Here is a 17,219-nt window from a genome sequence, read left to right on the forward strand (position 1 = left end):
CGTATTCGGCCACCCCTGCCCGGCTCCGGCCAACTGGCAAGGGCTTCCGGGCAGTTGGCGTGGGAGCGCTTCCATGGCAGGCATGCGCATGCCACCATGCGATGCGCACGCTTCCCTTCATGGCCTGTCAGAGAGGGGCGAGTCGATGCCGACTCCGCGCACGCGTACGTTCACCGCAGGGCTGGTCCTGCTCCTGATCGCCGTCACCGGCCTGGTCCTGTCGCCGGGGCCCGCCGGCGCGACCACCACGTCCCCGGAGCGGGCCGGGCCGCTCCCCGGCTCCTTCGCCTGGACCTCGACGGGGCCGCTGATCAGCCCCAAGCCGGACGCCACCCACCCGATCGTCTCGGTGAAGGATCCGACGGTCTTCCGCTACAAGAACCGCTGGCACGTCTACTTCACGACTGCCAACACCGCCGGGGCGTGGAGCCTGGGGCACACCAGTTTCACCGACTGGTCGCAGGCCGCCGCCGCTCCGCAGACCTTCCTCGACACCAACCCGAACATCGGCAACCGGTACGCCGCCGCACCCCAGGTGTTCTACTTCGCGCCGCAGAAGACCTGGTACATGGTCTACCAGACCGGGCCGCCGTCCTACTCGACCACCAAGGACCCCGCGAACCCCGCGAGTTGGAGCGCGCCGAAGTACTTCTTCGACGCCGAGCCGCAGGTCGTCCTCGACAACAAGGGCACCGGCGGCTGGCTGGACTTCTGGACCGTCTGTGACCGCAGCGACTGCTACCTGTTCTTCTCGGACGACAACGGCCACCAGTACCGCTCCCGCACCACCCGCGCCGAGTTCCCGAACGGCTTTGGCGACACCGAGATCGTGCTGTCCGAGCCCAACCGCTTCGACCTCTTCGAGGCGAGCAACGTCTACCGCCTCGGCGACAGCGGAAAGTATCTGATGCTGGTCGAGGCGCTGGCCACCGGTTCCGACTGGCGCCGCTACTTCCGGGCCTGGACCGCCGACAGCCTCGGCGGCACATGGACCCCGCTCGCCGACACCGAGGCCAACTCCTTCCTCCGGTCCGACAACGTCACCTTCGCGGCCGGTCAGTCGGCCTGGACCACGGACTTCAGCCACGGCGAGCTGATCCGCGACGGAGTCGACCAGACCCTCACCATCGACCCCTGCCGACTGCGCTTCCTCTACCAGGGCATGGATCCCGCCGCGAGCGGCGACTACTCCCAACTCCCGTGGCGGCTCGGCCTGGTGACCCAGACGAACTCCACCTGCTGATTCCGCCCGCCTGCCCACTCATACGCACCTCACGTACGACGTCCCCCGAGCCGCTACAGAAAGGGACAAGCACGTGTCCAACTCACCTGCGAGAGCGCTGCGTTGGCTGTGCGGGGCACTGATGCTCCTGCTCGCCGCCGCCCTGCTCACCGCCCCCACGGCCACCGCCCGACCACAGGCGTCCGCCCGGAACCAGGCCGCCGCGCCGGTCCCCGCCGCCACCCTCACCGAGGTCACCGGCTTCGGCGCCAACCCCAGCAACCTCCAGATGTACGTGTACGCACCGGCCACCGTCACCGCGCACCCGGCCGTCCTGGTGGCCGTGCACTGGTGCGGAGGCTCGGGACCGAACATGTACACGGGCACGGAATACGCCCAACTCGCCGACCAGTACGGGTTCGTGATCGTCTACCCGTCCGTCACGCGCAGCAGCAAGTGCTTCGACGTCGCCTCGCCCCAGGCGCTCAGGCGCGGCGGCGGCAGCGACCCCGTAGGCATCAAGTCGATGGTCGACTGGGTGATCGCGGCCTACGCCGCCGACACCAGCCGCGTCTACGCCACCGGCATCTCCTCCGGCGCGATGATGACCAACGTCCTGCTCGGCGACTACCCCGACGTGTTCGCCGCCGGCGCGGCCTTCTCCGGCGTGCCATTCGGCTGCTTCGCCACCACCGACGGCTCCGAGTGGAACAGCGCCTGCTCCGGCGGCACCGTGATCCACACCGCGCCGGAGTGGGGCGCCCTCGTCCGTGCGGCCTACCCCGGCTACACCGGGAGCCGGCCGCGGATGCAGGTGTGGCACGGCACCGAGGACGACACGCTGCGCTACGCCAACTTCGGCGAGGAGATCAAGCAGTGGACCGATGTGCAGGGGGTGAGCCAGACCCCGGCCGCCACCGACACACCCGCCTCCGGCTGGACCCGTACCCGGTACGGCGGTACGGGTGACCAGGCCCCGGTGGAGGCCATCAGCCTCCAGGGCGTCGGCCACAACCTGTACGCCTGGGGCATGGCCGCCCGCGCGCTCACCTTCTTCGGCCTGGACGCTTCGGGCCCGGCTCCGCAACCCGAGCCCGGCAGTTGCCGGGTGACGGCGACGACCAGCGCCTGGAGCACCGGTCTGACCGCCTCCGTGACCCTCACCAACACCGGCGCCGCCACGGTCAACGGCTGGCAACTCGGCTTCACCCTGCCCAGCGGCCAGACCATCACCAACGGCTGGGGCGCCACGTACGCACCGGCCTCCGGAGCGGTGACGGCGACGAACGCGACGTACAACGCGACGCTCGCCCCCGGCGCGAGCGTCACCATCGGCTACCAGGCGAACCACACGGGCAACAGCGCGGCACCGGGAGCCTTCACCCTCAACGGGGCTGTCTGCACGAAGAGTTGAGGTTTCCCCTTCATGGTTCAAGGCGTCGAGGGTGTTTGAGGGTCGTTCCTGGACGACTTCTGGCCGGGAAGGTGGTTGAAGAGCAGGTTGAGGGTGATCGCCGTTACGCAGCCCGCGCTGATGCCGCTGTTCATCACCGTCTGGAACCAGTCCGGGAACTTCTCGTAGATCGTCGGCACGCCGACCGGGAGCACGCCCATCGCGACCGAGACGGCCACCACCGTCAGGTTGTGGTTGTCCTTGAAGACGACGCCGGCCAGGGTGCGCACCCCGCTCGCGGCCACCGTCCCGAACATGACCAGCCCGGCACCGCCCAGCACCGGTGCCGGAACGGCCGCCACCACCGCGCCGAGCTTGGGCAGCAGACCGAGCAGGACGAGAATGCCGCCCGCGGTGGCGACGACCCAGCGGCTGCGCACCCGGGTCATGCCCACCAGGCCGACGTTCTGCGCGTACGCCGTGTACGGGAACGTGTTGAAGACACCGCCGAGGACGGTCGACAGGCCGTCCGCGCGCAGGCCGTCGGACAGGGTGCGCCGCTCGATCCCGCGGCCCGTCATCTCACCGACCGCGATGAGGTCGCCGGTCGTCTCGGTCATCGTCACCAGCGCCACGACCAGCATCGCGATGATCGCCGACGCCTCGAACGTGGGCGCGCCGAAGTGGAACGGCGTGCTGATCCCGACCCAGTCGGCGTCCCCGACCCCGTCGAAGTCCGTGAAACCGAACGGTACGGCGACCGCGAGCCCCACCACGATGCCGATCAGCACCGCGATCCGGCTCAGGAACACCGGCGCGAACCGCTGCACACCCAGCACCACCACGAGCACGAACGCGGCCAGCGCGATGTTCTTCGGCGCCCCGAAGTCCGCCGAACCCACCCCGCCCGCAACCCAGTTGCCCGCGACCGGCAGCAGCGAGACACCGATGATCAGGATCACCGTGCCCGTGACGAGCGGCGGGAAGAAGCGCAACAGCCTGCCGAACACGGGCGCCAGCAGCATGATCGCGAGCCCTGCCACGATCACCGAGCCGTAGATCGCGGGCAGCCCGCCGCCCGTCGTCCCGATCAGCACCATCGGCGACACCGCCGCGAACGTACAGCCCTGCATGATCGGCAGCCGCACGCCGAACCGCCAGAAGCCCACGCACTGGATGAGCGTGGCGATGCCGCACACCAGCAGGTCGGCGGTGATCAGGTACGCCAGATCGGCGGGCGACAACTTCATCGCACCGCCCACGATCAGCGGCACGGCCACCGCGCCCGCGTACATCGCGAGCACGTGCTGCAGCCCGAACGCGGCCAACTGCCGTACGGGCGGCACCTCGTCGACGGGATGGACGGGCGAGGTCGTAGCCATGGGCACTCCAGAGCGGCGGCGAGGGCGAGATCGGTGGGGGGTGACAATCACACTGCACGAGACCGTACGAGTCTTGAACAGTTTGTTGATTTCGCGGACGTTGCCGCCGTGTGTCCCGTACATCGACCCCGGCCGGCTCCCGCCGCTCCGCTGACAGGGTGTTGTGCGGTCGTGGTGCGCGCGCGTTCGATCGTATGGAAAGTGATCATGTGGTTACGTCGCGTGTGTGCTAGAAGCATCGTTTCTTAATCTTTCTGATCGTTCCGCCGAGGACGGCACGGTGTCCGTGTGGCCCGCGTGGGAGGTCCAGGAGGGCGAGGGCGCCACGTCCTGGTGCCACGTCCGGCTGGCGTTCACCGACGGCGCGCGCGTCGAACTGCTCGCCGTGGTCTGCGAGGGCCGCGTCTCCATCGAGGACATCCGGTCCCAGCCGGCCCTGTCCCTCGTCGACCTGACGGTGCTCGCGGACTGGATCGAGGGGCCCCTGTTCGAGAACTGCGACGGGGACGGCTCCGAGGCGGAGGGCGCGGAGGATGTGGCGGACGGTGCGGACGTGGGCGGCGTCGACGGGTCCGTCGTCCCCCGTCGTGCCCGCCCCGCCTGGCCGCGCGGTGTCGAGGGGCGGTGGCTGGTGGCGCAGGAGTACCGCGCGGCCCAGGGGGAGGGAGTGGACCCCGTCCTCGCGGTCATGTGCGCGACGGGGCACAGTCGACGCCGGTCGCTCAGACTGATCGCGCAGGCGCGGGACGCGGGATATCTGACACCACGTCACGCCCGGCGCTGACGCGGCCTGTTGTAAGGCGGACGGGGCTTCGGCTACTGCATTCCGCGCATCCGCGTGATCTCGCTCGTCTGCTGCGCGACCACGTCGTCCGCCATCTCCTCGATCCGCACGTTGTTGCCCTTCGCCTTGACGTCCGCTGCCATGGTGAGCGCGCCCTCGTGGTGGGTGATCATCAGCGTGAGGAAGAGCGCGTCGAACGCCTTGCCGTGCGCCGCGCGCAGCTCGGTGAGCTGTGCCTCGGTCGCCATGCCGGGCATCATCGTGTGCGTGTGCCCGGTGCTCGCCGTCTCCTTGCCGTAGGTCGAGAGCCAGGCCTTCATGGCCTCGATCTCCGGCCCCTGCGCGGCGCCGATCCGCGCGGCGAGCCCCTTGACGGTCGTCGACTGGGCCTGTTTCGGGGCCAGTTCGGCCATTTCCAGTGCCTGGGTGTGGTGCTCGATCATCATCTGCGCGTACGAGACGTCGGCCGAGTTGGGCGTGTCGTCGTCGACGCGCTGTTCGGCCGCGTCCTGGGCGGAGAGGGTCCGGTTCGCCTCGCCCGGCTTGCCCGGCGCGATCACCGAAGGCCCGCTCGCCGCACCGGACTTGGCGTCATCCCCGGAGTCGCAGCCCGCGAGGGCGAGTGCGAGCAGCAGCGAGGCTGCGGCGAGGGGCACGCGGCGAACGAGCACAACGACCTCCTGGGACGGCTGAGTTGGGGACAGGGGGACCCGCCCTCGTAGGGATCTTCGCATCACCGGCCGCGCCGCTGAACAGAAAGACTCGTTACGAGTGCGTTGCCAACCCTTGATATGTGCATGATGAAGACGATACTTCGGAGCACCGTGAACCGTTCCTGTCCGAACGGCGACGAGGGAGGATGCAGTGACCCTGTTGAACGATCCCCGAACACGCCGCAGACGGCTGGGAGTCGCAGCCGCGTGTGCCGGACTCCTGGCCGCGCTCCTGACGGCGGCACCGGCGGCCGCGACCCCCGACCCGGGGGACGGCCCGGCCGCGCAGCGCGAGGTGTCCCAGGGCGTCCAGGCCGAGGCGGCCGAGGCGATCGCCGAGGGCGAGATACCCGGCAAGGACGAGATCGTCCACTCCGCCAACATCGAGCACCTGACGAACATCCCCAAGGAGGCCCTGCCCGGCACCAACTCGGACCTGGCCTTCCAGGGCAAGTACGCCTTCGCCGGCAACTACGACGGCTTCCGCATCTTCGACATCAGCGACCCGAAGTCCCCGAAGACCGTGGCCCAGGTGCTCTGCCCCGGCTCGCAGAACGACATCTCCGTCTCGGGCAACCTGCTCTTCCTGTCGACCGACTCCTCGCGCAGCGACAGCAGTTGCAACAGCACCACGCAGCCGGTGACCGAGAAGTCCTCCTGGGAGGGCATGAAGGTCTTCGACATCAGCGACAAGGCGAACCCGAAGTACGTCGCCGCCGTGGAGACCGCCTGCGGCTCGCACACCCACACCCTGGTGCCCGAGCGCAAGAACGTCTACGTCTACGTCTCCTCGTACTCGCCGAACGCCGCCTACCCCGACTGCCAGCCCCCGCACGACGGCATCTCGGTCATCAAGGTGCCGCGCAACGCACCGGAGAAGGCCGCGCTCGTGGGCTTCCCCGTCCTCTTCCCGGGTGAGGGTCCGGACGGCGGCGGCAACCCCGGCGCTCCCACGAACCCCGGCGTCTCCAAGACCACCGGCTGCCACGACATCACCGTCCTGCCGGAGAAGGAACTGGCCGCCGGTGCCTGCATGGGCGACGGCATCCTGTTCTCGATCAAGGACCCTGAGCACCCGAAGGTCATCGACCGGGTCCAGGACAACGTGAACTTCGCGTTCTGGCACTCGGCGACCTTCAACCAGAAGGCGAACAAGGTCGTCTTCACCGACGAGTTGGGCGGCGGCGGTGCGGCCACCTGCAACGCGGCCATCGGCCCGGACCGCGGCGCGGACGGCATCTACGACATCGTCGGCAAGGGCGACAAGCGCAAGCTGGTCTTCCGCAGCTACTACAAGATCCCGCGCCACCAGGCGGACACGGAGAACTGCGTCGCCCACAACGGCTCGCTGATCCCGGTCAAGGGCAAGGACATCATGGTCCAGGCCTGGTACCAAGGCGGCGTCTCCGTCTGGGACTTCACCGACTCGTCGCAGCCGAAGGAGATCGCCTACTTCGAGCGCGGTCCGCTCAGCACGGACGCACTACAGGTCGGCGGCTCGTGGTCGGCGTACTACTACAACGGCTACATCTACTCCAACGACATCGCCAAGGGCTTCGACGTGCTGAAGCTCAGCGACCGGCGGACCGATCCGGCGAAGCGGGTCCACCTGCGCGAGCTCAACGTCCAGACCCAGCCGGACTACTTCGACTGATCCCCGGGGGCCGATTCCCGGAAGGCTGGTCCCCAGGAGGCCGGTCCCCGGGAGGCCGGTCCCGTAAGGGCTGATCTCCGGCCGGCGGGTCGGTCGCGAAGAAGCGCGACAGATCGGTGTCGGCGCCACCTCTCCCGCCGGGCGCTTCGGCGTCCGGCGGGACCCCCTGCTCCCAGTCGAGTCGGTAGCGCGCGAACAGTTCGGCGCGCAGGGTCGTGAACGGCAGGGGCGCGTTCGGCAGCACCAACGCGTAGACGGCTCCCATCAGTTGGGCGCGCAGCAGCGGGTAGTCGTGGTCGAGGTCCTGCGCCCCGTGCCGGGTGGCGGTGTCCCGCAGCAGTTCGGCCAGCCGCTGCTGCTCCGGACACCGCACGAAGCCCTCGGCCTGGAGCAGCCCCGCCATGTGCTGGCGCATCAGCACCGTACGGTCCCGGGCCAGCCCCAGGATCGCGTCGATGGCCCGCGCCATCCGCTCCCGGCCGTCCTCGGTGTGCGGCTCCCGCTCGAGCGCCTCCTCCAGCGTGCGGTGCATCAGCCGGTGCACCGCCGACTGCACGAGCTGCCGCTTGCCGGGGAAGTAGTACGACACCAGACCGCGCGCCGAACCGGCCCGGTCCGCGATGTCGGCGAGGGTCGTCGCCTCGTACCCGCGCTCGCTCACGAGCTCCACCGCCGCCTGCAGAAGCCGCTCCCGGGAACGCCGCCGCAATTCTTCATTGACCGAGGCGCTGCGCGGGCACATCCTGTAACTCCTGGGTTGACTGGCTGCCAGCCAACTATACTCAGGGAGTCCCGGTCGACTCCGTACGGAGCGGACCGGGCTGCCGCCTGCTCTGGGCGACGCGGGGGATCGTCCAGAGTGGGCGCGCTTTTCCCGCAATGGTGGCCTGAGGCTACCGTCGACGGGAAGCAGATCAGCCCTCGAGCCCCTTGAGGCCCTCGCTGCCCACCAGGTTCAGCACTGGTCGCAGGCCGTGCGGGCGTTCGTCCGTCGGCAGATGGTCCACGAAGTGCACCGCGCAGCCCAGCGCCGCCGCCCCGCCGTCCGCCCGCCGGTCGTCGCCCACCATCAGGGTCCTGCGGGGATCGGCGCCCAGCGTCTCGCAGGCGACCATGAACAACCGCGGGTCCGGCTTCTGCACGCCGTGTTCGTACGACAGCACATACGCGTCGACGTACCGGTCGAGGCCGTGCTCCCGGAACACCGGCCGCAGATCCCAGCCGATGTTGCTGACCACGCCGACCCGGACTCCGCCCCCGCGCAACCCGTTCAGCACGTCCAGTGCGTCGGGATACGGGGTCCAGGCCGCCGGCGTCCGGTGCCGGTCGTACAGCGCGTCGTGCAGCGCGGGATCCGGCAGCGTCACCTGACGGGACAGGCCGGTGTACGCGGCCCGGTGCAGTGCCGCGCTCTCGTCCCGCACCCGCCACGCCCCGGCGAGGTCGTCCGGCACCCGGACGGGAGCCGGACCGCCCGGCAGCGCGCCGGCCGTCTCCAGCGCCGCCGCCTTCGCCAGCAACTCCGACTCGGGCAACGCGACACCCGCCGCGTCCAGCACGGCCCGCAGCCAGGACTCCGCGGACTCGATACGGAAGAGGGTCCCGGAGAAGTCGAACAGCACGGTCGTCATGCGGATGATCCTATGAACCCCGGTGGGACGACATCATCGGTGCGGTGCCGGGCGGTGCCGGGCGGTGCCGGGCGGTGCCGGGCGGTCCTGTCAGGGTCGCCGGCGCTGGTGTGCCGCGATCGCCAGGGCCACCAGCATCGAGCCGAGCAGCCAGCCGCCCAGGACGTCCGAGGGCCAGTGCACGCCCAGCCAGATCCGGGTCAGTCCCACGCCCGCCACGGACACCACCGTCACCGCCAGCGCCGTACGCCACACGACGGGGCCGACGCCGTGCCGGTGCAGCAGCCACAGTAGGAGGCCGAACATCACGGTCGCGGTCAGCGCGTGCCCGGAGGGGTACGCGGCGTAGTGCGCGGAGTCGACCGGGTCGGGCCAGACCGGGCGGGCGCGGCCCACCGCGGCCTTCAGCCCCTGCTGGATCAGCGTGCCGACCGCCGACGTGACGACCAGCCATCCGGCCGTCCACCAGGCCGCGTGCCGCCACACCAGCCACCCGGCGACCGCCGCGCCGAGCAGGCGCATGGTCAGGGGGTCCCAGACCCAGTCCGTCAGGATGCGGCAGACCTGGGTGACGCCGGGGTCGGCGACGGCCCAGCGGTGCGTGGTGCGGGAGATACCGCCGTCGAGCGAGATCAGGGGATGCCACTCGGCCCAGACCAGGACCAGGAGCAGGACGGAGCTCAGTCCGAGCACCAGGGCGCTGCACAGGGCCGTGCGCGGGGCACGGGGGTGGAGGCTGGGCCGGGGCGGGGAGTCGACGGGCGGGTTGTGCATGGGGTGATCCTCGCCCAACGGTGGGGCGGGAGGCGAACCCGGGGGTACTCGTGCCACTGTCGGTCAGTGTCCGGCGGCGCGTGTGGTGAGGTCCTCGTCGGTGATGGAGCGGACCACCCGGCAGGGTGTTCCCAGCGCGACGGACATCGGGGGAATGTCGCGGCTGACGACGCTGCCGGCGCCGATGACCGATCCGTATCCGATTCGGACGCCGGGCAGAACCACCACGTTGCTGCCGATCCACACCTTGTCCTCGATCACGATCGGCTCGGAGAACCGCCCGAAGTCGACGCGTCGCGAGGGGTGAACCGGGTGTCCCGTCGTGGTGAGCGTCACGCTGGGAGCGATCATGACGCCATCGCCTATGCGGATGTCCACGTCGTCGACGAACGTCAGGTTCACGTTCCCGAAAAAGTCGTCGCCGATGTGGACGTTGCTGCCGAACCCCGCGTGGAACGGCGGCAGCAGCACCGTGCGTTCACCGACCGAGCCGAGGATCTCGACGAGCAGCGAGCGACGCTTCTCCGCTGCGGAGGGTGGCGTGTGGTTGTACTCGAAGATCTGCTCCGTGCGGCGCCGAGGGGCCTGGAAGGCCGCTTCCGACTCGGTGTAGACCAGCCCCTTGGCAATCCGGGCCAGGACTTCTTCCTCGTGACTACCCGTCACAACTCCATCTTCCCCTCGCTCAGTTACCCAGGCACAGGACCAACGCGCCGCCGTCGACGGCGCGTTCACGTTTGAGGTGCTCAACCCAGCGCGTGCAGTCCCGGCACCAGTGCCACCAGTACCGGAATCACCGGTACGAGCGAGGCCGCCGCCGTCAGGCGCAGTCTGCGGGCCACGGTGAGCCGGTCGGGCGGGGTGAGCAACCGGTCGACGCGTTGCGGGAGATGGGACTGCGGGGCGGCGGAGGGGCCGAACACCCCCCGGTCCTCGTTGAGTTCGACCAGTGCCAGCGCGGTCGTCAGACGGCCGAAGCGGCGGGACGCCATGTCGTCGGCGGACAACTCGACCAGCCGGTGCATCTCGTCACGGAACGCGGCGAACACCGGTACCTGCGGGAAGCCGGTGGCCAGCGCCGTCGAGCAGTGCAGCAGCCAGTCGTGCCGCGCCTGGGCGTGCCCCTGCTCGTGCGCGAGCACCGCATCGAGCTGACGACCCTTCAGGCGTCGCAACGCGGCGGTGGTGACGACGAGTTGGGGCTCCGCGCCGGACATCCACCAGGCGTCGGGGCGCTCACCCTCCAGTACGAGCAGCCGACCCGCCGCCGATTCCTCGCCCGGCAACAGCGGGGCGCGCAGCCGGAGTTCGGCACGCCGGGACCGGGCTCGGGCCCGGCTGCGCAGCACCTCCCGTACGAGCATCGCCCCGCTCCACAGCCCGCCGCACGCGAGCAGCACCGCGGTCGCCGCAGCCCAAGGGCCGGTCGCACCCAGCGCGTAGGCCTCCACGACTCCCTGGGGAGCCGGTGCGAACACGTGCCCGCGCACCGCGTGCCAGGCCGCCGCCGCGCTGAGCGTCATCGACAGCGCACAGCACAGCAGGACCGCCGCCACCGCGCACTGCCACGCCCACAGGGCGAGCACCGGTTCACGGTCCGGCCAGTCGGCCCGGGCGATCAGCCGGGGGGTGACGACAGCGGTCAGGGCAGCGAGCAGCAGCAGGACCGCGGGGACCATCATGGACAGCACCCTATGAGCGGCGTACCGCTCAGGGGTACGACTTATTACGGCGAAGTGACGTAGGCCACGTCCAGGTGGCGTGGATCACGGCCGGGCGGCGCGGTCGACAGGGGAGGGCAGGGGGCGCGGCGGGGGTCGGTTCTTGCGGACTGGTGCCGCTCGTACGGGAGTTGGGGTCACATCGTCAGCAGCATGGCGAGCATCCCGATGCCCATCGACAGTCGGCAGGCGCGTGCCACCTCGGGCCGGTCGCTCCAGGCGACGGCCGCTCCACCCGCCCCGGCCACCGGCAGCAGCCGGACCCCGGAGAGCAGCACGTATCCGGTGAAGTACAGCAGCAGCACACCCGTCAGCAGCGGGATCCCCGCGCCGCCGTGCGCGTGCTCGTGGGCGTGTGCGGATATGGATGCGGACGAGGAGGGGGATGAGGGTGAGGCGGCCATCACGGCCGCCATGTAGACCATGGCCCCGGTCCCCACCAGGTGGTGCAGGTGGTGGGTGCTCGTGCGGGCCGCCCACAGGGCCCGCAGCCCGGCCGCGCCGAACACGGCCGCGAACGCCGGCCAGGCCCACACCGGCGGGGTGAACACCGCCGGGGGTACCGCCATCGCGGCCATCCCGAAGCCCATCAACGCCTCGCCGCCCGCGGCTCTGCGCTGTTCCTCGACTCCGCTGCGCATCCGCAGCAGGCAGTAGGCCCCGGTCGCCGCACACAGCGCGACCAGCAGCCAGCCGGGCGAAGCCGGTCCGGGCACGCGCACCTCCCCGCTCGACGTTCGACGCTAGACACTCGACGTTCGCGACTCGACGTTCGCGATCGAGGGATGCGATGCCCACGCCATGCCGCGCGCACGCGGGCGCAAGGGTGTACACGGGGAGCATTCGACGGAGCACGGCAGGTGGAGAGGGCGGGAGGAGGAAATCGTTCACAGGTAAAACACCTGTTAAATTAATAAGCATGCCTCGTCCACGCCTACGTCTCCCGCTCACCGGTGTGCTGCGTCTCGGCCGGCCCTCCGACATCTGGTTCAAGCCCGCCGTGAGCGTGGTCGCCGCGGTCGCCCCGCCGAACCTGATCCTGCTGGCGCTCGGGCGGCTCGACCTGGCGATGTACACGATGGCCGGGTCCCTGTGCGCGCTGTACGCCCACAACCGCCCCTATGCGGCCCGCGCCCGCGTCCTGGCCCGGGTGGTGCTGGGCATGACCGTCGGCCTGGGCGTCGCCCTGCTCGCGGCCTCGCTCACCACCAGCGCCGTCGCCCTGGTCACCGTCGGCGCCCTCCTCGCGGCGGCGCAGAAGGCACTCTGCGACGCGACCCGCCTCGGCCCGCCCGCCAACGTCGTCCTCACCTTCATCAGCTCCGCCGCGCTGTTCGCGCCGCAGACCCTCGGGCAGGTCCCCGGCCATCTGGGACTGGCCCTCGCCACGGGCGCCTGGGCCTGGCTGATCGGCATGGCGCCAGGCTTGGCGCGCCCGCACGGCCCCGAGCGCCGCGCCACCGCCCACGCCCTGAACGCGGCAGCCGCCCACGCCGCCACGGACGGCACCGGCGACGGCCACGACCGGACCCGTACCGCCGCGGCCGACGCGGTGCACGCCGCCTGGCAGACGCTCCTGTCGGCCCGCGCCGGAGAGACGCGCCGCGCCCTGGAACGTCTCGTCGTCCGAGCCGAGATCGCCCTCGCGGCCCCCGCCGACACCGACCCGACCCGGCTGCGCGGCTGGGCCCGCGACCTACGCGGCACCGGCCCGGTCCCGAGCCCGGGCGACCTCGTGGACGACGCCGAACTCCTCGGCATCGACACCGAACTCCCCACCCACCGACCGCCGTTGTGGCACCGTCTCCGCGCACTCGGCCTCCTCGCCCCGATCGCCGCACGCACCGTGCTCGGCTGCGCCCTCGCCGGGTACGTCGCCCTCGCCCTCGGGGTCGGACGCCCCTACTGGGCCCTCGTCACCGCCGCCTCCCTCTACCAGGCGAACGTCACCCTCACCTGGAGCCGCGGGGTGCAGCGCGTCGTCGGCAACCTCGTCGGCGTCCTCGCTTTCGCAACGCTCGTCCCGCTCGCCCACGTGCACCGGGCGGCCCTCGTCCTGGTCTGCCTCGCCCTGAACTTCGGCGCCGAGGCGCTGATCAGCCGCAACTACTGGCTCGGCAGCGTCTGCGTGACCCCGATGGCCCTGCTCATCACCGAGTTCGCGCAGGTCCAGGACTCGGGCCGACTGATCACCGAGCGGCTCGTGGACACCCTCGTCGGCGCGGTGGTCGGCTTCGTCGCCGCGGTCGCCGTCACCAACCGCAGGGCGGGCGACCGTCTCACCGGTGCCCTGACGGCCGTCGAACGGGCCCGCGAGCACGCCGCCCGCGTCCTGGCGGAGCCGCGCCCGGCCCCGGGAGCCCTGGAGTCCGCCCGCCGCAGCCTCGCCGCCGCGCTCGTCGACCTGCGCGCCAGCGCCGACGCGGCGTCCGGCGAGTGGTGGCAGCGGGTGCCGCCCCGGGAGCGGGTCGTGACGGCCGAGCAGTCCGGACACCGTACGCTCGCGGCGACGGTACGGCGCCAGGGGCTGGTCCTGGACCGGGACGCGAGTACGAAAGCGGAGGACGCGCGGCGATGACGGCGACGCAGGGACGGTCGGCGACCGGGAACGGGACACCGGAAGGATCCGAACAACCGACAACCGGCGAAGCCCCGCAGAAACGGGCCGCAACCCCCGATCCCAAGACCAGCGGCGACGGGGCAAGCGACGGTGACCGGCCGGCCAGCGGCGACGGTTCGGAGGCCGCCGATCAACCGGCCGACGGCGACCGACCGGGGGATGGCACCCGGTCAGGCAGGCACGCCGGTCCGGAAAGCGGCGCCCGGTCAGGCAGAGACGCTGGCCCGGAGAGCGGCGACCGAACGGGCGGCGCTGACCGACCGAGCGACGGAGGCGGACCGGGGGACGGCGACGGACCGGGGGATGCTGACGGCCGGGGGAGTGTCGACCCGACGGCCAGCGCTGACCAGCCGGGCCGTGACGACCAGTCGGACCGTGGCGGCGAGCCGGACCATGACGACCAGCCGGGCCGTGGAGGCCGGCCGGATTATGGCGGCCAGTCGGACGGCGGCGACCAGGTAGAACCTGGCGACCTGCTGGAGCCAGACGACCAGCAGGAACCCGGCGATAGGCAGGAACCCGGCGACCGGCTGGACCCCAGTGACCAGGCAGGTGTCGGCCCTCTGACGCGAAATGACACGGTCGCGGCTGTCGTACGGCAATGGCAGGCCGTGCGGCCTGAGTTGGACACCGGGCCGATGGAGATCATCGGGCGCGTGAACCGCTGCGCCGCCCTCCTTCAGCAGACCGAGGACGCGCCTCTGCGGCGGACCGGTCTGAGTCGCCCCGAGTTCGACCTGCTCGGCGCGCTGCGTCGCACCGGGCACGAGCTGACCCCCGGCGAGCTGGCCCGTGAGACCTTCTCCTCCGGGGCGGCCGTCACCAAGCGTCTTAAGCTGCTCACCGAGCGCGGTCTGGTGGAGCGCCGCGGCGACGACCGCGATCGCCGCGTCGCCCACCTCCGCCTCACGGACGCCGGACGTGACCTCGTCGACGGCATCCTGCCCGAGCAACTCGCCTACGAGAGCGCCGTACTGTCCGCCCTGGACGGCGGTCGACTCGACGAACTGGCCGATCTACTGGGCGAGTTGCTGAGCCGACTCGAGGGACACATGCGGTCGCTGCGGGTTTGAGCGCCGCCCACGCCCCAGACCCGTCACGGCAGTTGGCATACCGACCCGAGGCATGCCGACCCGTCGAGGATCACCCCTCGTCTCCCGCGCGGTACACGCCGAACACCGCGCCCGGCGGGTCCCGCAGTACGGCGATCCGCGGGCCGTCCGGTACCGACGTCGGCTCCATGAGCGTGGTGCCGCCCGCGCCGACCGCCGTCTGCGTGGACGCGTCCACGTCGGCCACCGCGAAGTACGGCAGCCAGTGCGGCGGCACCTCGGGCGGGAACTTCTCGTCCATCGTGATCATGCCGCCGACCGACAGCTTCGCCAGCGAGCGCCGCTACGCCATGGCGGGCGACGCCGCCAGCATCATCGACGCCTACTACAGCCAGGGCATCGCCCTCGCCCTGGTGACGAGCTGGCACCTGGCCAACGTCATCCAGTGCGACGTCCAGGACAACCGGCTGGACCAGCCGTACATCCGGCGCATCAACGAGGCCACCCGCCAGGACTGGCACATGCTGCGCAACATGGTCCGCGAGAAGTACACCCCGGCCATCGAGGACCCCAGGTTCTTCCTGCTCTCGCACGTCCTGGACATGATGGTCTTCTGGGGCATGGGCAGCACGCGCGCCAAGCTCACCAGATGGCTCGTGGACACCGACGGCGACACCGGGCGCGAGACACCGGAGCTGCGGCGCGCCCGCACCGCCCTGGAGACGCGGCTGTTCTACTCGCGCGCCCCCTACTGGGCCTTCCTGTCTCCGGAAACCGTCCAGCGCCTGCAACGACACCTGCAAGGCCGACTCGCGGAGCGCGCCCGCTGGCGGCTGGAGAACGGCGTCCGCCTGCCCACGCTCACCAGTTGGCTGAGTCTCACCGCCCCCCAGCCCAAGGTATGGAAGCTGCCGTTCGCCCGAGCGTCGGACCATGTCGACATGAGAGGTCGCGACCTCGTCCAGCCCGCCGCGCTGCGACCCCCCGGCACCGCGACCCTCTACGACCGGCTGCCGATCTCCGCCGACACCCGTCTGGCCTGGGTCCTGCGGCTGCGCCCGCTCGCCCTGATGGCGACCTTCGCCGCCGCCTACACCTGGGACGGCGTCGACACCGCCGTACGCAGACTGCGATCGCGACGAGTTCCGCAGCCCAGCCCGCAGGACATCACCCGCTGATCCTCGGGTGCCGTATATACACCGACCTCAACTCCCCAAAGAACAGTTTTATTTGACATGTCATCAGGAGCCACGATGAACGCGAATCAGGGAAGGACGGATGTGGTGTACCTCAGCATGGGGTCGCCGCACCGGGAGTACAGCGGTGTCGCCGCCGCGCTGGCCGAACGGGGAGTACGGGCCCACCTGGTGCACCTGGACGACGTGGACGCGGTGGACTGGTCCGGGGTCGGTCTGGTCAACGTCCGCATGTGCAGGGGCTATCACACCGACCCCGACTTCCTGGCCCGCCTGGAGCGCCTGCACGACGTGCTGCGGGAACTGCCGCAGGGGCCGATCCCCCTGGCCAACTCCCTGCCCCTGCTCAGGGGCGCCGTCGACAAGGGCCGCTACCTGCGGTTGCTCGCCGACAAGGCGGGCATCGGCCTCATCCCCACCCGCTGGCTGCCGCGCGGCACCGATCTGCGGATAGCGGAGCTGCTGGACGACACCGGCTGGGACGACGTGGTCATCAAACCCACGGTGTCGGCGGGTTCCTGGCGGACCGTCAGGATCTCCCGCACCGGTCGCAGCACCTCCGACAGCCACTTCATCCTCGAAGCGTCCCGTGGCGGCACACCGCCGTACGAGGAGCAGTTGCGCCAACTGCTCACCACCCACGACCTGTTCGCGCAGCGCTTCCTGCCGTCGGTCCTGGACCAGGGAGAACTGTCCCTGGTGTTCCTGGGTGGCCAATTCAGCCACGCCGTCCGCAAGACCGTCGGGCAGGACGGCGGCTGGTGGGCCCACGAGCGGTTCGGCGGCATCAACCACCGCGTGCAGCCGACCGACGAGGAGTACGCCTGGGGCGCCGAGATCCACCGCGCCCTCGAACGGCACTACGGCCGCCTGTGGTTCGGCCGCATCGACGGCATCCGCGACGAGAACGGCGACCTGCGCCTGCTGGAATGCGAACTGGCCATTCCCCGCCTCCTGTTGCCCGAGGGCAACGCCTTCGGCAGATACGCCGACGTCATCACCAGCGCCCTGCGCGACCCGGCCGGTGACCTCGGACAACAGCCCGTCCTGAGCTGACACACCCTCCCTCCGCGAGGA

Annotated in this window: 17 protein-coding genes and 1 pseudogene; 8 read left to right on the forward strand and 10 right to left on the reverse strand. The window is 70.8% G+C overall.

Going from position 1 to position 17,219, the window contains the following annotated elements:
- Positions 1 to 145 precede the first annotated feature (145 nt).
- Both BMZ82_RS20690 and BMZ82_RS20695 read left to right on the forward strand, forming a co-directional pair.
- Positions 146 to 1,243: a glycoside hydrolase family 62 protein gene (locus BMZ82_RS20690; protein WP_093777889.1), complete on the forward strand. Its 1,098-nt coding sequence runs from the start codon at positions 146 to 148 to the stop codon at positions 1,241 to 1,243.
- Positions 1,244 to 1,364: 121 nt separating this feature from the next.
- The gene (locus tag BMZ82_RS20695; protein ID WP_093777891.1) at positions 1,365 to 2,636 is read left to right on the forward strand and encodes an extracellular catalytic domain type 1 short-chain-length polyhydroxyalkanoate depolymerase; all 1,272 of its coding nucleotides are present in this window, start codon (positions 1,365 to 1,367) and stop codon (positions 2,634 to 2,636) included.
- Between the two features lie 17 nt (positions 2,637 to 2,653).
- Here the strand turns inward: BMZ82_RS20695 and BMZ82_RS20700 are convergent, their stop codons facing one another.
- On the reverse strand, positions 2,654 to 3,997 hold the full coding sequence (locus BMZ82_RS20700) for a nucleobase:cation symporter-2 family protein (protein ID WP_093777893.1): 1,344 nt from the start codon (positions 3,995 to 3,997) through the stop codon (positions 2,654 to 2,656).
- 280 nt (positions 3,998 to 4,277) lie between these two features.
- Between BMZ82_RS20700 and BMZ82_RS20705 the strand changes: the two genes are divergently transcribed.
- Entirely contained in the window at positions 4,278 to 4,781 is a 504-nt protein-coding gene (locus tag BMZ82_RS20705; RefSeq protein ID WP_093777895.1) for a DUF6214 family protein, read from the forward strand.
- Between the two features lie 32 nt (positions 4,782 to 4,813).
- Here the strand turns inward: BMZ82_RS20705 and BMZ82_RS20710 are convergent, their stop codons facing one another.
- Positions 4,814 to 5,452, reverse strand: coding sequence for a DUF305 domain-containing protein (locus BMZ82_RS20710; RefSeq protein WP_256252023.1), 639 nt, complete (start codon positions 5,450 to 5,452; stop codon positions 4,814 to 4,816).
- A 193-nt stretch (positions 5,453 to 5,645) separates the two neighbouring features.
- On the opposite strand from BMZ82_RS20710, the gene BMZ82_RS20715 reads away from it, so the two are divergent.
- The gene (locus BMZ82_RS20715; protein ID WP_093777899.1) at positions 5,646 to 7,148 is read left to right on the forward strand and encodes an LVIVD repeat-containing protein; all 1,503 of its coding nucleotides are present in this window, start codon (positions 5,646 to 5,648) and stop codon (positions 7,146 to 7,148) included.
- Here BMZ82_RS20715 and BMZ82_RS20720 read toward each other — a convergent pair.
- The 6 genes from BMZ82_RS20720 to BMZ82_RS20745 all read right to left on the reverse strand — a co-directional run bounded on the left by BMZ82_RS20720 (position 7,114) and on the right by BMZ82_RS20745 (position 11,990).
- Positions 7,114 to 7,890 carry a TetR/AcrR family transcriptional regulator gene (locus BMZ82_RS20720; protein WP_093777901.1) on the reverse strand — a complete coding sequence of 259 codons (777 nt, stop codon included), beginning with the start codon at positions 7,888 to 7,890 and terminating at the stop codon, positions 7,114 to 7,116. The genes BMZ82_RS20715 and BMZ82_RS20720 overlap by 35 nt on opposite strands.
- Before the next feature lie 172 nt (positions 7,891 to 8,062).
- Positions 8,063 to 8,779: an HAD family hydrolase gene (locus BMZ82_RS20725; protein WP_093777903.1), complete on the reverse strand. Its 717-nt coding sequence runs from the start codon at positions 8,777 to 8,779 to the stop codon at positions 8,063 to 8,065.
- A 90-nt stretch (positions 8,780 to 8,869) separates the two neighbouring features.
- Positions 8,870 to 9,553, reverse strand: coding sequence for a phosphatase PAP2 family protein (locus BMZ82_RS20730; protein ID WP_093777905.1), 684 nt, complete (start codon positions 9,551 to 9,553; stop codon positions 8,870 to 8,872).
- A gap of 63 nt (positions 9,554 to 9,616) precedes the next feature.
- Positions 9,617 to 10,219 carry a sugar O-acetyltransferase gene (locus BMZ82_RS20735; RefSeq protein WP_093777907.1) on the reverse strand — a complete coding sequence of 201 codons (603 nt, stop codon included), beginning with the start codon at positions 10,217 to 10,219 and terminating at the stop codon, positions 9,617 to 9,619.
- An 80-nt stretch (positions 10,220 to 10,299) separates the two neighbouring features.
- Positions 10,300 to 11,235 carry a M56 family metallopeptidase gene (locus BMZ82_RS20740; RefSeq protein WP_093778025.1) on the reverse strand — a complete coding sequence of 312 codons (936 nt, stop codon included), beginning with the start codon at positions 11,233 to 11,235 and terminating at the stop codon, positions 10,300 to 10,302.
- A gap of 176 nt (positions 11,236 to 11,411) precedes the next feature.
- Entirely contained in the window at positions 11,412 to 11,990 is a 579-nt protein-coding gene (locus BMZ82_RS20745) for a DUF5134 domain-containing protein (RefSeq protein ID WP_093777909.1), read from the reverse strand.
- 203 nt (positions 11,991 to 12,193) lie between these two features.
- On the opposite strand from BMZ82_RS20745, the gene BMZ82_RS20750 reads away from it, so the two are divergent.
- A complete protein-coding gene (locus BMZ82_RS20750) occupies positions 12,194 to 13,852 on the forward strand; it encodes an FUSC family protein (protein WP_093777911.1) in 1,659 nt (552 codons plus the stop codon).
- A 248-nt stretch (positions 13,853 to 14,100) separates the two neighbouring features.
- Here the strand turns inward: BMZ82_RS20750 and BMZ82_RS40775 are convergent, their stop codons facing one another.
- Entirely contained in the window at positions 14,101 to 14,496 is a 396-nt protein-coding gene (locus tag BMZ82_RS40775; protein ID WP_177244576.1) for a hypothetical protein, read from the reverse strand.
- On the opposite strand from BMZ82_RS40775, the gene BMZ82_RS20755 reads away from it, so the two are divergent.
- Positions 14,425 to 14,967, forward strand: a complete 543-nt coding sequence (locus BMZ82_RS20755; protein ID WP_093778027.1) for a MarR family winged helix-turn-helix transcriptional regulator — start codon at positions 14,425 to 14,427, stop codon at positions 14,965 to 14,967. The two genes, BMZ82_RS40775 and BMZ82_RS20755, sit on opposite strands and share 72 nt — an antisense overlap.
- Before the next feature lie 70 nt (positions 14,968 to 15,037).
- Here the strand turns inward: BMZ82_RS20755 and BMZ82_RS20760 are convergent.
- A pseudogene (locus tag BMZ82_RS20760) lies at positions 15,038 to 15,262 on the reverse strand (VOC family protein); the annotation flags it as partial.
- On the opposite strand from BMZ82_RS20760, the gene BMZ82_RS20765 reads away from it, so the two are divergent.
- Both BMZ82_RS20765 and BMZ82_RS20770 read left to right on the forward strand, forming a co-directional pair.
- A complete protein-coding gene (locus tag BMZ82_RS20765; RefSeq protein WP_093777913.1) occupies positions 15,255 to 16,124 on the forward strand; it encodes an MDR/zinc-dependent alcohol dehydrogenase-like family protein in 870 nt (289 codons plus the stop codon). The pseudogene BMZ82_RS20760 and the gene BMZ82_RS20765 sit on opposite strands and share 8 nt — an antisense overlap.
- A 75-nt stretch (positions 16,125 to 16,199) precedes the next feature.
- Positions 16,200 to 17,198, forward strand: coding sequence for an ATP-grasp domain-containing protein (locus tag BMZ82_RS20770; RefSeq protein ID WP_093777915.1), 999 nt, complete (start codon positions 16,200 to 16,202; stop codon positions 17,196 to 17,198).
- Positions 17,199 to 17,219 lie beyond the last annotated feature (21 nt).

The organism is Streptomyces sp. yr375 (genome assembly GCF_900110755.1).
GTDB lineage: Bacteria > Actinomycetota > Actinomycetes > Streptomycetales > Streptomycetaceae > Streptomyces.